12 protein-coding genes are annotated in these 13,854 nt (G+C 39.3%); all 12 read right to left on the bottom strand.

Annotated features, from left to right (window positions below):
- Positions 1–15: 15 nt before the first annotated feature.
- The 12 genes from ACHABW_RS19530 to ACHABW_RS19475 all read right to left on the bottom strand — a co-directional run bounded on the left by ACHABW_RS19530 (position 16) and on the right by ACHABW_RS19475 (position 13,750).
- Positions 16–1,623 (bottom strand): putative polysaccharide biosynthesis protein, encoded by a 1,608-nt coding sequence (locus ACHABW_RS19530; RefSeq protein WP_435757775.1) that lies wholly within the window; start codon positions 1,621–1,623, stop codon positions 16–18.
- Between the two features lie 210 nt (positions 1,624–1,833).
- The gene (gene spoVT / locus ACHABW_RS19525; protein ID WP_110938043.1) at positions 1,834–2,373 is read right to left on the bottom strand and encodes a stage V sporulation protein T; all 540 of its coding nucleotides are present in this window, start codon (positions 2,371–2,373) and stop codon (positions 1,834–1,836) included.
- 234 nt (positions 2,374–2,607) lie between these two features.
- On the bottom strand, positions 2,608–6,159 hold the full coding sequence (mfd, locus tag ACHABW_RS19520; protein WP_435757772.1) for a transcription-repair coupling factor: 3,552 nt from the start codon (positions 6,157–6,159) through the stop codon (positions 2,608–2,610).
- A 284-nt stretch (positions 6,160–6,443) separates the two neighbouring features.
- Positions 6,444–6,671 (bottom strand): anti-sigma-F factor Fin family protein, encoded by a 228-nt coding sequence (locus tag ACHABW_RS19515; RefSeq protein WP_110938045.1) that lies wholly within the window; start codon positions 6,669–6,671, stop codon positions 6,444–6,446.
- Between the two features lie 85 nt (positions 6,672–6,756).
- A complete protein-coding gene (gene pth / locus ACHABW_RS19510) occupies positions 6,757–7,317 on the bottom strand; it encodes an aminoacyl-tRNA hydrolase (RefSeq protein WP_435757818.1) in 561 nt (186 codons plus the stop codon).
- 215 nt (positions 7,318–7,532) lie between these two features.
- Positions 7,533–8,168 carry a 50S ribosomal protein L25/general stress protein Ctc gene (locus tag ACHABW_RS19505; RefSeq protein WP_435757770.1) on the bottom strand — a complete coding sequence of 212 codons (636 nt, stop codon included), beginning with the start codon at positions 8,166–8,168 and terminating at the stop codon, positions 7,533–7,535.
- 149 nt (positions 8,169–8,317) lie between these two features.
- Entirely contained in the window at positions 8,318–9,268 is a 951-nt protein-coding gene (locus tag ACHABW_RS19500) for a ribose-phosphate diphosphokinase (RefSeq protein WP_110938047.1), read from the bottom strand.
- Positions 9,269–9,339: 71 nt separating this feature from the next.
- Positions 9,340–10,704, bottom strand: coding sequence for a bifunctional UDP-N-acetylglucosamine diphosphorylase/glucosamine-1-phosphate N-acetyltransferase GlmU (gene glmU, locus ACHABW_RS19495; protein WP_435757768.1), 1,365 nt, complete (start codon positions 10,702–10,704; stop codon positions 9,340–9,342).
- A 270-nt stretch (positions 10,705–10,974) separates the two neighbouring features.
- Positions 10,975–11,265 (bottom strand): septation regulator SpoVG, encoded by a 291-nt coding sequence (gene spoVG, locus ACHABW_RS19490; protein WP_110938048.1) that lies wholly within the window; start codon positions 11,263–11,265, stop codon positions 10,975–10,977.
- Positions 11,266–11,585: 320 nt separating this feature from the next.
- Entirely contained in the window at positions 11,586–12,413 is an 828-nt protein-coding gene (gene purR, locus ACHABW_RS19485; protein WP_435757765.1) for a pur operon repressor, read from the bottom strand.
- 149 nt (positions 12,414–12,562) lie between these two features.
- Complete coding sequence (ispE, locus tag ACHABW_RS19480; protein WP_435757763.1) at positions 12,563–13,426, bottom strand: 4-(cytidine 5'-diphospho)-2-C-methyl-D-erythritol kinase; 864 nt, start codon at positions 13,424–13,426, stop codon at positions 12,563–12,565.
- Between the two features lie 153 nt (positions 13,427–13,579).
- On the bottom strand, positions 13,580–13,750 hold the full coding sequence (locus tag ACHABW_RS19475) for a small, acid-soluble spore protein, alpha/beta type (RefSeq protein ID WP_110938051.1): 171 nt from the start codon (positions 13,748–13,750) through the stop codon (positions 13,580–13,582).
- Between the last annotated feature and the right edge of the window lie 104 nt (positions 13,751–13,854).

The raw sequence follows: 13,854 nt of genomic DNA, 5'->3' as shown, positions 1-13,854 counted from the left end.
TCATTTCCTCCAATTTTAGTCTTTATAAGGAAGTATTGCTCCCAGTTTAGGAACACTCTCCCACTCCTTTTTTTCAAACAGCTTTACTTTCCATATTATTATCAGATAAATAAAGCCACCTAGCACCGCTCCTGTTAAAGCAATGATCGTATCAAATGCTCTCCCTGTTGCAAGAAATTGACCAAGCACCCACTGATAACCCCATACTACAGCAAACATGCTCATTAGACTCAAAAGCCACTTCAACCAGAAAATAAAAGTCAAGGGCGTCCAAAGCATGAGTTGTTTTATTATTACTAAACTAGCCAATCCCATCAGCATAAATGCAATGAGAGAGCTCCCCGCGCCTCCAGTGATACCATAGGTTGGAATCAAAGCAACATTTAATACTAGCTTTACAGTTAATCCTATCATTAGAACGCCCGCCGCAAGGGAAGCATTGTTAACCGCATGAAGTAATGCAGCGATAGTCATAAATAATGCCCCAAACAGAACAACAAATGCAGAGATCTGCAGTGCACCTGTGCCAAGTCTGTCCATGAACATCATGCCGTTTAAATAAGGCATAATCGTCGCTAATCCCACTGCAGCCGCCCCTCCGAATATCAGACTGACTTTCACTGCATACCCTACGTTCGTTAGGAGCAATGCTCTCTCTCTTCGTTTAAAAGCCATGGCTAGAACTGGAACTACTCCGTAAGAAAAAACGGTTGTGACGACCGCACCGAATTGAATTAATGGCCACCCTCGATCATAGATCCCTTTCGCTACTGCTGCTTCAACCGGAGATACCCCTTCAGACACCAGTAGTCGGAACATCGTCATCGAATCTATAAATTGAAAAATCACTAATGCCAATGCACTGACAGATACAAAGAAACCATTTATAAGTATATCTTTCAAATCCGTTTTCCAAGGTAGCGACTCAGATATTCGGTACTTCTTAGACTGTAAAAAAATATGATTATTTTTTCGTAGTACAAAGATAAAAATTAGAATTGCAGCTATTCCTCCAACAAATGCTCCAATACCAGCAGATGTCCCTGCTAAGTATGGGTCCCCCTGTGCCATTGCCCACCAAGCGATCCCAAGAATAACAATGACTCTCACCAGTTGCTCGACAACCTGAGAAATCGCGGTTGGGACATTGTTACCCAGGCCTTGGTATACGCCTCTGCCAATAGCTAGAAAAGGAATGAGAAAAAAAGGAAGTCCCATCATGCGAATAGCATTTATAAGCTTTGCATCTCCCATAATAGAGGCAATGACTTCGGCAAATATAATCACAAAAAGTCCAATCGATCCATGTAAAACCATAAGTGTCCCGAAAATAACTAATAGCCGTTCCTGTAACAATTTTGTACCATTCTCTTTTGATGAGTCCCTTTGTTCTGCAACAATCTTTGCAATCACAATTGGAAATCCATATGTACCTAAAACAAATGCTATCCCATATAGAGGATAGACTTGTTGATAGACATAAAACCCCGTGTCTCCAGTTAAATTTTGATAGGGGATCTTGTATAGGGCACTTAAACCTTTTGCTAAAAAAGCAGCCAAGGATAAATATAAGGCACCTCTAATCCACGCATCTTGTTTTTGCTTTTTAATATCAGCTTCCATCGCGCGAAATCCCCTTCTCCATCCACCTAATTCCATGCTATTATAGCATATATTAGAAAAGCATTAGAGTTGCTCTTATCGAAAACCTCCTCGTAAAAAGAAAGTGATCCCAAAGGCAATGGCCCTTGGGATCCTCGTTATCCGTGTTCTATTAGAAAAAGTTCAAAATGGTAAAAAACTACCTTTTTTAAACATCCTCTATTATTATTACTATGTTTCCATTTGTCGAGCTAGGAATCCGGCAGCAGTTTCCGATAGCTTTTCTTCAACATCTCCAATAGTGCCTGTCCCTTTACTCAACAGCACAACAGCACCAATAGGATCTCCGTTCGCAATAATTGGAGAGATACAGTATCCATCCAACTCATCTTTACGGTCATTACTTATGTCATACTCACCTTTAACTGCTTGAACGACTGTTTGGCGTTGCTCCATGGACTTTTCAACAATCTCGCCAATAGCTTTGTTATGGTAATCCTTCTTGGATCCCCCAGCCACCGTAATAAACGTATCACGATCAGATATAAGAATGATATGATGTAGGCTTTCATATAGTGCTTCCCCGTACTCTTTTGCAAAATCTCCCAATTCCGAAATTGGAGAGTACTTTTTAAGTATGACTTCTCCATCCCGATCAACAAAAATTTCTAATGGATCCCCTTCTCTAATGCGTAGTGTTCTTCTTATTTCCTTTGGAATGACGACACGACCTAAATCATCAATTCGACGAACGATACCAGTTGCTTTCATACGCAATGCCTCGCTTTCTAGTTGTTATATCCAAGAATGTAATAGCTGCGGAATCTTGTCTTTATTATTTGATAAAAAAAAGGAACTATTCACTAAATAAGAAAATTCGGGGAAATACCCCCGAATTTTCTTGTAACTATAAGTTGGATATATCACTAGAAATACTGGTATTCGTGCTTCTAGGTACCCTTTGTACAAGAGTAAATGTAGTCGATTTTTTATTTTATCTTTTCATTATGCCTTTGCCATTTGAACTTTTCTTACTTCACTTAACTTCCCAAGCACTTTTTCTAATATTCTCAAATACGCTTCATCTGATAATGTTTTCGTCTTTAAATGGATGACAATCTGTTTTCCTGACAACGATAAATGAAGCTTCGGAGAGATTTTATTTACAATCGTAAATAGTTTTGAACCATCAATTTGATTCGTTACTTCTTCACTTAAAGTCATTTTACACTCATTATTTCTCTCCGCTAAAGAATCTATTTTCTCTTGTTTTGCCAATAACTTCACTTTTGATACCCCGAATAGATGAGTGACCTCTTCCGGGTAATTTCCAAAACGATCGATCATCTCATTTTGTAAATCCAACAATTCTCGTTGAGACTCAAGCAATTTAAATCTTTTGTACATATCAATTTTTTGCTTTGAATCCGGGATATAGCTTTCCGGGATATAAGCATCCACTTTAATATCTAACTCAATATCCGGCTGAACCTTTTCTTTTTTGGTCCCATCTTCATCTTGTAAATCTATTTTCTCGTCTATTGCCTCTTTTAACATTTGCGAGTACAAGTCAAAACCTACAGAAGCAATAAATCCATGCTGCTCTGCACCTAACAAGTTTCCCGCTCCTCGTATCGAAAGGTCTCGCATCGCTATTTTGAAACCTGAACCAAGCTCTGTGAATTCTTTGATAGACTGCAATCTTTTTTCGGCCACTTCGCTGAGAACCTTATCACGCTGATGTGTGAAGTATGCATAGGCTACTCGATTTGATCTTCCCACGCGTCCACGGAGTTGATAAAGCTGAGATAGTCCCATTCTGTCAGCATTGTTAATGATTAGGGTATTAACGTTTGGTATGTCTACTCCGGTTTCAATGATTGTTGTCGTCACGAGCACGTCTGTATTTCCTTCTAAGAAGTCTAACATGACCGACTCAAGCTCGGTTTCAGTCATTTGTCCATGAGCATATTTCACATTTGCTTCTGGAACGAGCATAGACACTTTATCCGCCATAGTTTGAATGTCCTCTACACGATTGTACAAAAAGTAGACTTGCCCACCTCTGGCCATTTCTCTTTCAATCGCCTCGCGAACAAGCGATTCATTGTAATCAACGACATAGGTTTGAACCGGAAAACGATTTTCAGGTGGGGTTTCGATCACCGATAAATCCCTGACCCCCAACATTGACATGTGCAACGTCCTTGGTATCGGGGTAGCCGTTAGCGTTAATACATCTACGTTCGATTTTAATTGTTTAATTTTTTCCTTATGGGTCACACCAAAACGTTGTTCTTCATCAACAATTAACAGACCCAAATCTTTGAATTTAATATCTTTGGAAAGAAGTCTATGGGTTCCCACCACAATGTCGCATGTCCCTTTTTCTAAGTTGTCTGATGTTTGCTTTAGTTCTTTTCTTGATCGGAAACGACTCAGCAGGCCAATGTTAATTGCAAAGTCCTGGAATCTCTCCCGAATAGTTTCATAGTGCTGTTGCGCAAGAATGGTTGTTGGGACGAGAATTGCCGCTTGCTTTCCATCCATAATAGCTTTGAATGCCGCTCTAAGTGCAACCTCGGTTTTTCCATAACCAACATCTCCGCAAAGAAGACGGTCCATTGGCCGTTCTCTCTCCATATCTATCTTGATTTCTTCTATAGCCTGAATTTGATCTTCTGTCTCTTGATACGGGAAAGAAGCTTCAAATTCCTGTTGTTCAGCACCATCTTTAGTGAAAGCAAAACCTTTTGTTTTCTCCCGCTCTGCATAAAGTTTAATTAAATCTTCTGCAATGTCTTGGACGGAAGAGTGAACTTTTTTCTTGACCTTTTTCCAGTCACTTCCTCCAAGAGCATATAACTTCGGTTGTTTTTCTTCTGAACCTACGTATTTTTGTACTTGGTCAATTTGATCAACTGGAACATATAATTTATCATTTCCGGCATAAGAAATATGCATATAATCTTTATGAATATCTCCGACTTTTAATGTATCAATCCCTAGATACTTTCCGATTCCGTGGTTTACGTGAACCACCCAGTCACTCACTTTTAATTCCGAATAGCTTTTAATTCTTTCCGCATTGGACAATTTCTGTCTGCGCTTTGGTTTTCGGGATTTCTTCGTAAAAACCTCTTCTTCTGTTATCACAATGATTCGTTGTAATGGTAGTTCAAACCCTGTCATTAGATGACCAATTGTAATTTGAGCTTGCCCTTTCACTGGAAGTTGATCTTTATCAACAATTACTGCTTCAATCTCGTAATCTTCTAAAACACTCTTCATTCTTTCCACTCTGTCTTCTCCGGCACAGACAAATGAAATAGAATAGCCTGCTTCTTTCCAGCGAATAATTTCATTTTTTAATAAGTGCAGTTGACCGTGAAAGTTCTGCATCGTTTTACTTTGAATATTAACGATATTCTGCGGGTTTGTCGAAGGAACATGGCGTAAAAACAAACTCAAGTATAGTTTCGGAGCCTTTGTTTCTTGCATTATATTTTCCCACGGTTTAGACATGGACAGATCTGAGACTGTTGCCCCTTGCATCAGCATCGTTGTCTGCCAATCTGCTTCCTCTTTCTCTAAACTTTCCGCCATTTCTTGAACACGACTAACTTCATCGACAAACACCGCTCCACCATGAGGCAGATAATCTAGAAGCGTGTAGTGTTTGTCATAGTATAGCGACATATATTTATACATGGAGTCAAACATTGTCTTCTGTTTTAACTTTTCTATGTCCTCGCCAACTTGCTCAGCCATTTTCTCTTTCACTACAGAGTCTTTAATTTTAGCTAAACTTGTTGATAACTTTTTTTCAAGGGTATGTGCTGCCTGCTCGAATTGGTGATCGTCAAGGAGTATTTCTTTTGCAGGACCAATAATAACTGATTTAGATTGCGAGATAGAACGCTGCGTCTCCACATCAAAAAACCGTATCGAGTCCACTTCCGTATCAAAAAGTTCCATACGAATCGGGTGCTCCTCCGATAATGGATAGATATCTACAATTCCACCACGCACACTGATTTGTCCCGGAGCAGAAACCATATCAACTCGTTGGAATCCCATGGATACACACCTGAATATCGTTGACTCTAAATCTATTTCTTCGCCTACCTGTAAAGTTAGTTGCCTCGTCATCCACATTTCAGCAGGAGGCAGTAGTCGCCTCACTCCAGCAACTGGTGTAATAATAATCGTTTCCTTTTTAGATACCCACCTATTGAGCGCTTCCATCCGCTGTCCCCGTAATTCAGGACTCGCGACGGCTATTTCCGAGGAAATAAGTTCGTTTACTGGATATAAAAAGACATCCTCTTCCCCAAGAAGAGAAACTAAGTCATCATATGTCTTTTGCGCTTGAAATAAATTGTGAGTGACAACTAGCTGTGACTTTCCAGTTTTCTTAAATATTGACGCAAGCATTAAAGACCTAGCAGAACCGGATAAACCTGATACCATCTGTTCTGAAAGGTTAGCCTCTAATCCTTCTATAATGCTTGATATCTCGTCTCCATGATATGTTGATGTAATTAACCCTTCCAAGGCCTTCCCCACCTTTATAATCCATTGCATTGCATATTAACTTAAAATAAGTACTGATTACGAAACACTGTATGCTTCTTTCATGACAAAAGTACTTATCGGCTATCTGTGAATGTCTACTCTTCTCTCAACTATAATCGAGAATCCATGTTTCAGAATGTAAAATTACTTTCATTATGTTTATCGTCTGTTAATTCTCTGATGTGCTCGGTACCTGAACTCTTAACAGTGTAACGCAGAAAAACGCTTTGGCATATTTTGCCAAAGCTTGTCAAACGCCGTCGCTAGTTAAGAAAAGATTCTCTCTCATGATAATCCGGATGCTCATCCAATGTTTGCTCACAATCCTCGCAAATCGTACGCACATGGACATGTCCATTTGAATCTTGTTCTATCATTTCCTGTCTGTCTTCGTCACTTAGTTGTTCAAATCCTAGTTGTTTCTCGTCTACAGCTGATTGAATTGAAGCCATATGCTTTTGACAATGTCGGCAGTAATAATGAATAGGCATTCTCTTTCGTTCCTCCTTGTAGCTCGAGACTCGCTTCTTACTTAGTATTAGCAAGCTTCAAAGAAGGTATTCAAGAAAGAGAATCTTAATTATTAAATTCGTTCATTACTTTCAAAAAGTCTTTTTCAGTCCACGATAAGGCTGCCTCGGTAGCCTTATCTACTGCTTCATCTATTTTCTGCCTGTCATCCGGCGGAAAAGTGCCTAGAACATAATCAGGAATAGCTGTACCAGGCTCTGGCCGGCCTATTCCAACACGAATTCGATTAAATTGATCAGTACCAAGATGCTGTACAATTGATTTCATCCCATTATGTCCACCTGGACTTCCTTTTTGCCGCAAACGAATTTTCCCGGCGGGTAGATCTAAGTCATCGTAAATGACCAGTAGCTGTTCTTTGTCCATCTTAAAGTAATTCATCAATGGAACAATCGATTCTCCTGATAAATTCATGTACGTGAGCGGTTTCAATAAGAATACTTTATCATTCCCAACTTTTTTAAATCCAAAGGCACCTTTGAACTTTGCCTGATCTAATTCGATGTTTAAATTATTCTGACATTTGTCAATGACTTCAAAACCAACATTATGCCTAGTCCTATCAAATTTTTTCCCTGGATTACCTAGTCCTACAATCAGCTTCATGGGTCCCTCCTCTGGTGAGGGTTCATGAGCACTTCGTTGGAACAGCTTTGACAAAAACATCGTGCTCTCTCCTCATTTCTTTCCGGTTCAAATACTATTTCTGTTATCCATTATACGCGATTATATTTTGTAATGTAAGCTAATTACATAATACGCAGCGTCATTATTAAAACTTAAAGGGTATAACCTGAGCGGTTATACCCTCAAACGATATTTTATTTGTCTTCAGTTTCCTCTTTATCTTCAGCACCAACAAGTTCTGGCTCTTTTTCTTCCGTTCCTTCTTCTGGTTCTTCCGGCTCTTCAGTAGGCGCTAAGATAGAAACAACAACTTCTTCTGGATCGTTATTAAATTCAAATTTAGCACCACTCTTTAGATCTTTCACCTGGATAGAATCATTGACATCTAATTCAGACACTTCTACGTCGATAGAATTAGGTAAGTCGTTTGGCAAGGCGCGAACGGAAAGCTCATGTACCGCTTGCTGAAGAACGCCACCCTCTTTAACACCGATTGATTCTCCTATTACGTGTACAGGAACATCTGCGTCCATTTCAACCTTCATATCAACCGCATAAAAATCTACATGAAGAACACGGTTCTTAATACGATCTACCTGCATATCATAAATCATTACGTCTGTTTTCTCGCCATCTAGTTCAAGCTTAAAAACACCTGTTTTTCCTTGGTCGCGCAATGTTTTAATAAATGCAATCTCCTGCACGGAAACTGCCTTACTTTCATATGTTTTACCATATACTATCGCAGGGATATTCCCTTGATTGCGAATTTTTGACAATCTAGAATTTCTTAAGTCTTCTCTTACTGCTGCTTGTAATGTTGTAGTCATATACACTCACCCTTATCATTTTTTAGGTCTTTCACTTGTTTACCCATAATACAAAACATTAAAACGTCTTTTTCCAATGGAAAAGAACTTTCCATTACAAAATCTCATCTAAGCATAACATTTTCTGAGCATTTTGTAACTTAAGTTACTTAATCAAACAAATAGCTGACAGATCGTTCCTCATAAACATGGACAATTGCTTTGGCTAGAAGTGGTCCTACCGATAATTGCGTAAGGTTATGAATACGCTTTTCTTCAGGTAATGCAATCGAATTGGTAACAACAAGTTCTTTGATTTGTGAATTTCCTATTCGCTCGATAGCTGGTCCAGAAAGAACTGGATGTGTACTACAAGCATACACTTCTTTCGCACCTTTTTCGATGATGGCGCTTGCTGCCAGTGTCATCGTGCCAGCAGTATCAATGATATCATCGATAATTATTGCCGTCTTTCCTTCCACATTCCCAACAATATTCATGACTTCGGACACATTTGGTTTTGGTCTGCGTTTGTCAATAATTGCAATAGGCGCTTTTAAACGATCAGCTAATTTACGTGCTCGTACAACTCCACCGTGATCAGGGGAAACGATTACGGTATCACCCAGGTCTTTTTTCTCAAAGTAGCTAGCTAGAATCGGCACACCAAGGAGTTGATCTACTGGAATATCAAAGAACCCTTGAATTTGAGTTGCATGCAGGTCAAGAGAAATTACTCGGGTTGCCCCTGCTGTTTCCAAGAGGTTTGCTACAAGCTTTGCCGTTATCGGTTCTCTCGATCTTGCCTTTCTGTCTTGCCTTGCGTAACCATAGTACGGCATCACAATATTAATAGTATTTGCAGACGCCCGTTTCAATGCATCAATCATAATAAGCAGTTCCATAATATGCTCATTTGCAGGAGAGGAAGTAGATTGGATCACAAAAATATCGCATCCTCGAATACTTTCTTCAATATTAATTTGGATTTCGCCGTCACTGAATCTCTGTACCGAGCTTTTACCCATTTCTACCCCAATTTCACGTGTGATTTCATGTGCCAAATCGGGATTTGAACTCAACGTAAATACTTTAAGCTTTTTATCTTTGTACTGAGCCATCGTTTTGAAAACCTCCATTTAATTTAACAGTGAATCAGAGTTATAGTATGTCCTTTGCTTCCTGTCTGTGGTTACTTCTTATTTTTCACATAACCTTCTTTATTCGTCTGGCGCTCTCTTGCAATAGCAAGAGACTCTCCAGGGACGTCATTTGTAATCGTAGAGCCGGCTGCAACATAGGAACCTTCGCCTATTGATATAGGTGCAATTAAATTAGAATTACAACCGATGAAAGCTCCGTCCCCTATTTTTGTTAAATACTTATTTGTACCATCGTAATTAACTGTAATAGAACCACAACCAACATTCACACCTGCACCAATTTGTGCATCTCCTAAATAACTGAGATGAGAGGCTTTGCTTTCATCACCCATGGAAACCTTCTTTAATTCCACGAAGTTTCCAACCCGAACCTGATTTCCTAGTTTTGTTTCAGGACGCAAATGTGAGAACGGACCGATAGATACTCGTTTCCCTACATCACTTTGATGAACTACAGACTGCTTCACGACAGTTTCATCACCTATAGCGCTTTCCTTCAACTCACTGTGTGGCCCAATATGACATCGCTCTCCGATAATTGTATTACCATGTATCACTGTTCCGGGGTAAAGAACGGTATCCTTTCCAATAGTGGCCTCAGGTGAGATATACGTCTGATCCGGGTCAATAATAGTGACCCCTTCTTTCATCCATCTTTCATTGATCCGTTTTTTCATCCACTTCTCCGCTACACTCAATGCAATACGATCATTTATACCCATTGTCTCATTAAAATCCGCTGTTTGATATGCTTCTACTGCTTCGCCTTGCTTTTGTAGAATCTCTATCACATCCGGTAAATAATACTCACCCTGTACATTATCATTACCCACTTTTTGCAATGAATTAAAAAGAAACTCATTATCAAAACAATAAGTACCTGTATTAATTTCTTTTACCTCTTTTTCTACTTCAGATGCATCTTTATGCTCGATTATTTTTTCGACACTTTGTTGCTCATTTCTTATGATACGTCCATATCCAGTCGGATTATCCGCATAAGCTGTCAAGATGGTCGCTTTTGCTTGCTTTGATTCATGGAAATCCATTAATTCATTCATTGTTTCCTGCGTTAATAGGGGAGTGTCTCCGCAAACTACAATCGTAGTACCTTGTTTTTTATGTAATGTATTTTCTGCTTGCATAACTGCATGCCCCGTGCCGAGCTGTTTTTCTTGAATTGCATATTCACTAGCGTTCCCTAATTGGTCCCTTACTTTTTCAGCACCGTGGCCCACTACCGTTATCATTTGATCCACTTTACAACGTTGCAACACATCAACAATATACTGCACCATTGGTTTTCCGCATACAGGATGTAGTACTTTATAAAGGTCAGATTTCATTCTGGTACCTTTTCCTGCAGCTAATATCACTGCATATCGCTTCGTCATTTTCATACCCTCCAAGGCCTGATTTTCCATTATGAATATATCCTATATTACCCTTGATTTCAACCTATCACAAGAGAAAAAGCGTAAGCCTCTTGAAAACCGACAAGAAATTAAACCTTAAAAACCCTTTATTTCCAGCACCTGCATGTAAATCACAGGAACTCTAATGATAAGTACTGAACATAGTTCATGATGTGTGCTGTATATTAATATAAATCAAAAAAAAACCTAGCCAAATTACAGCCGGCTAAGTTTACACATTTATTAGCTTTATGATGCTCCTGCTTCTTCAAATTCTTCATTTTCTTCTTTTGCACGATCATATTCCGTCATCACTGCCAGTTGAATTTTTTCCCTGGTCTTAGATGAAATTGGATGTGCAATGTCCCTGAATTCCCCATCTGGTGTCCGCTTGCTAGGCATAGCCACAAATAAACCATTATTACCATCTATGACACGAATATCATGAACGACGAACTCGTCGTCGATGGTAATAGATGCAATCGCTAACATTCGACCTTCCGTACTAACACGACGAAGTCTCACATCTGTTACTTCCATTTCTGCCACCACCTTTATCCCATTTAAATAGTTCCTGTTAACTCGTTTCGCTATTAAATTGAAAAATCCTTCTTTTTTTAAATAAAAAAACTAAAATATTCGCAAATAAATTAAATTGCTAATAAGCTTAACTACTACTTCGAAAACGGTTACGTAAACTGTTATTAAAAAATTATGCTTGGAAGAATCAGTGAAAACTTCTGTGTAAGAATGATCCATTCGAGATCCGACTGAGCATTAAACAACAAAACTCAAAGACATATTCATGCAGTACCAAAAAAACATCCGCTAAATAAGCAGATGTTAGGCCTAGTGTTCTATTAAGATAAAGAGCGGTCAAATATATTGCCTCTCTCTACTTGTATCGTTTTCGCCTTTACATCAACGTGAGATAGCTTTGTTAAAGATGTATAGTCGCTAACGAGTTTTTCCTCTTCATGTATGGCTTCTGTTAAAACACCGACTCCTGCAACATTTGCTTGAAACTCTTGGACTAAATCCATCATCCCACGAATCGTCCCTCCAGCTTTCATAAAGTCATCAACAATTAATACATTTGAATGAGGCTTTAAACTTCGACGGGCAAGTGACATCGTCTGGATGCGTTTCGTTGAACCCGAGACGTAATTAATACTCACGATCGATCCTTCTGTTATCCTCTGTTCGTGTCGAACAATCGATACGGGTACATGTAAGTGCTGAGCGACTGCATAGGCAAGGGGAATCCCCTTTGTAGCCATTGTCATCACTGCGTCAATTCTTTCCTTCCGGTAATATGACGCAAAAACTCTCCCTAATTGTTGGGTAAGTGAAGAATCCCCAATGATATCCATCATGTACAAATAACCGCCAGGAAGTAACCTGCTAGGATCTTGTAACTGGACAAGAAGTTGATCAATAAGGTCGGTCGCTTCTTTTTCGTCGACCGTAGGAACAAATGTAACTCCACCTGAGGCTCCAGCTGACGTTTCCACATTTCCTAAACGATTCATCTCAAGAACTTCTTTAATTATTCCTATATCTTCACTTATCGAGGATTTAGCTGATTCATATCTCTCAGCAAAAAAAGTAAGTGGGATCAACTGGTGTGGGTTTGATAGTAAATATTGAGTCATATCCACTAAACGACCGCTTCGGCGAAATTTCATAGCTACCTCCGTAAAATCCGAATATTTTAACAGTAATATATCATTTTTATCCGGGTTTAACAAGGGAGACTGTCAAAGTATATAAGAAAAGCTGCATTGCAAACTTTAAAAAACTATCATCTGTTATAATTTTTTACTCGACGGTCTCTTTATTCCTGCCGTCCTCCAATTAATCGAACAACAAACACACGATCCATAAATCCTTTCAGACCATTATACAAGCGGTCCGCTTTCGCTTTACTCATTGTTAACGAAAAAACAGTCGGACCACTGCCACTCATTACCGTTCCTTCTGCACCAAATCTCACTAGACTTTCTTTAATATATTCCACATCCGGGGCTAACAGAAACGTTGTTGGCTCCATAACATTCTCGAGCCTTCTACATATGCCTTGGAAATCTTTTTTTTCAATCGCAGAAATCATCCCTTCCGTGTCAGGAGATTTCATGTTATTTAAGTCTAAACCTTCATAAATATCCTTCGTGGAAACTCCTCGAGGTGTTTTCGCCAAAATAACCCAACAAGGGGGTGGTGAAGGTAAAAAAGTAAGATCTTCTCCTCTTCCTCTTGCAATTGCAGTACCTCCGTACACGCAGAAAGGAACATCCGATCCGATTTGCAGACCTATTTGAGCAAGTTCCTTTAAAGATAATTGCAAATCCCACATGTCGTTAAGTCCTCTCAACACTGCTGCCGCATCGGTGCTTCCACCGGCTAATCCGGCTGAGATTGGAATTACCTTTTCTATAAATATTTTGACACCCGAAGTAATCGAAAACTGATCCTTTAACAGCTGTGCAGCTTGGTAGGCTAAGTTTTGTTTATTACTTGGGACTTGTCCTTCCGTTACTTCGACAATTATTTTGTTTTCATCGATTAGTGTTAAATGAATACGATCAGCTAGATCAATCGTTGTCATAATCATTTCTACATCGTGATAGCCATCACTTCGTTTTCTTAATACGTCCAACGTCAAATTGATTTTCGCTGGAGCCTTTACCACCCTATACATGAACTCACCTGCTTTTTTCCGTCAAATCTACTTTTGCTATTTTACCACTTCTTTATCCTCCATACTACCTTATTTTGCTGAGCAAATCGAACAAGAAAAAGAAGAAGTATAGAGGTTGCCCCCTAACTCCTTCACGCCGCAATAAGTTTTTTGTTACTTACCTAACCGTTGTTCTGCTAATTCGATAGCCCGTTTCACCATATTCCCAGCATCACGGGACCGAATTCCGCCCCAGCCTTCTTTCTTGACTGTATCGTAAAAACCAAGTTCCTTCGCCAGTTCCTCTTTAAAAGATTCTGACATAAGTCCTCTTCGTCTACTCATCGGCAGCATCCCCTTTTATAAATTATTGCGACAAGCCTTAGTCTTTCCTGCTATAAAAGGTTTTACGATAACAATGATTGGATACATGGGTAAAAAAAAACAAT

This window comes from Salipaludibacillus sp. CF4.18, from assembly GCF_051262595.1.
In the GTDB taxonomy this organism is placed as follows: Bacteria; Bacillota; Bacilli; order Bacillales; family Salisediminibacteriaceae; genus Salipaludibacillus; species Salipaludibacillus neizhouensis.
The sequence above is the reverse complement of the archived record's forward strand: the minus strand, read 5'-3'. Positions and strand labels throughout refer to the sequence as shown.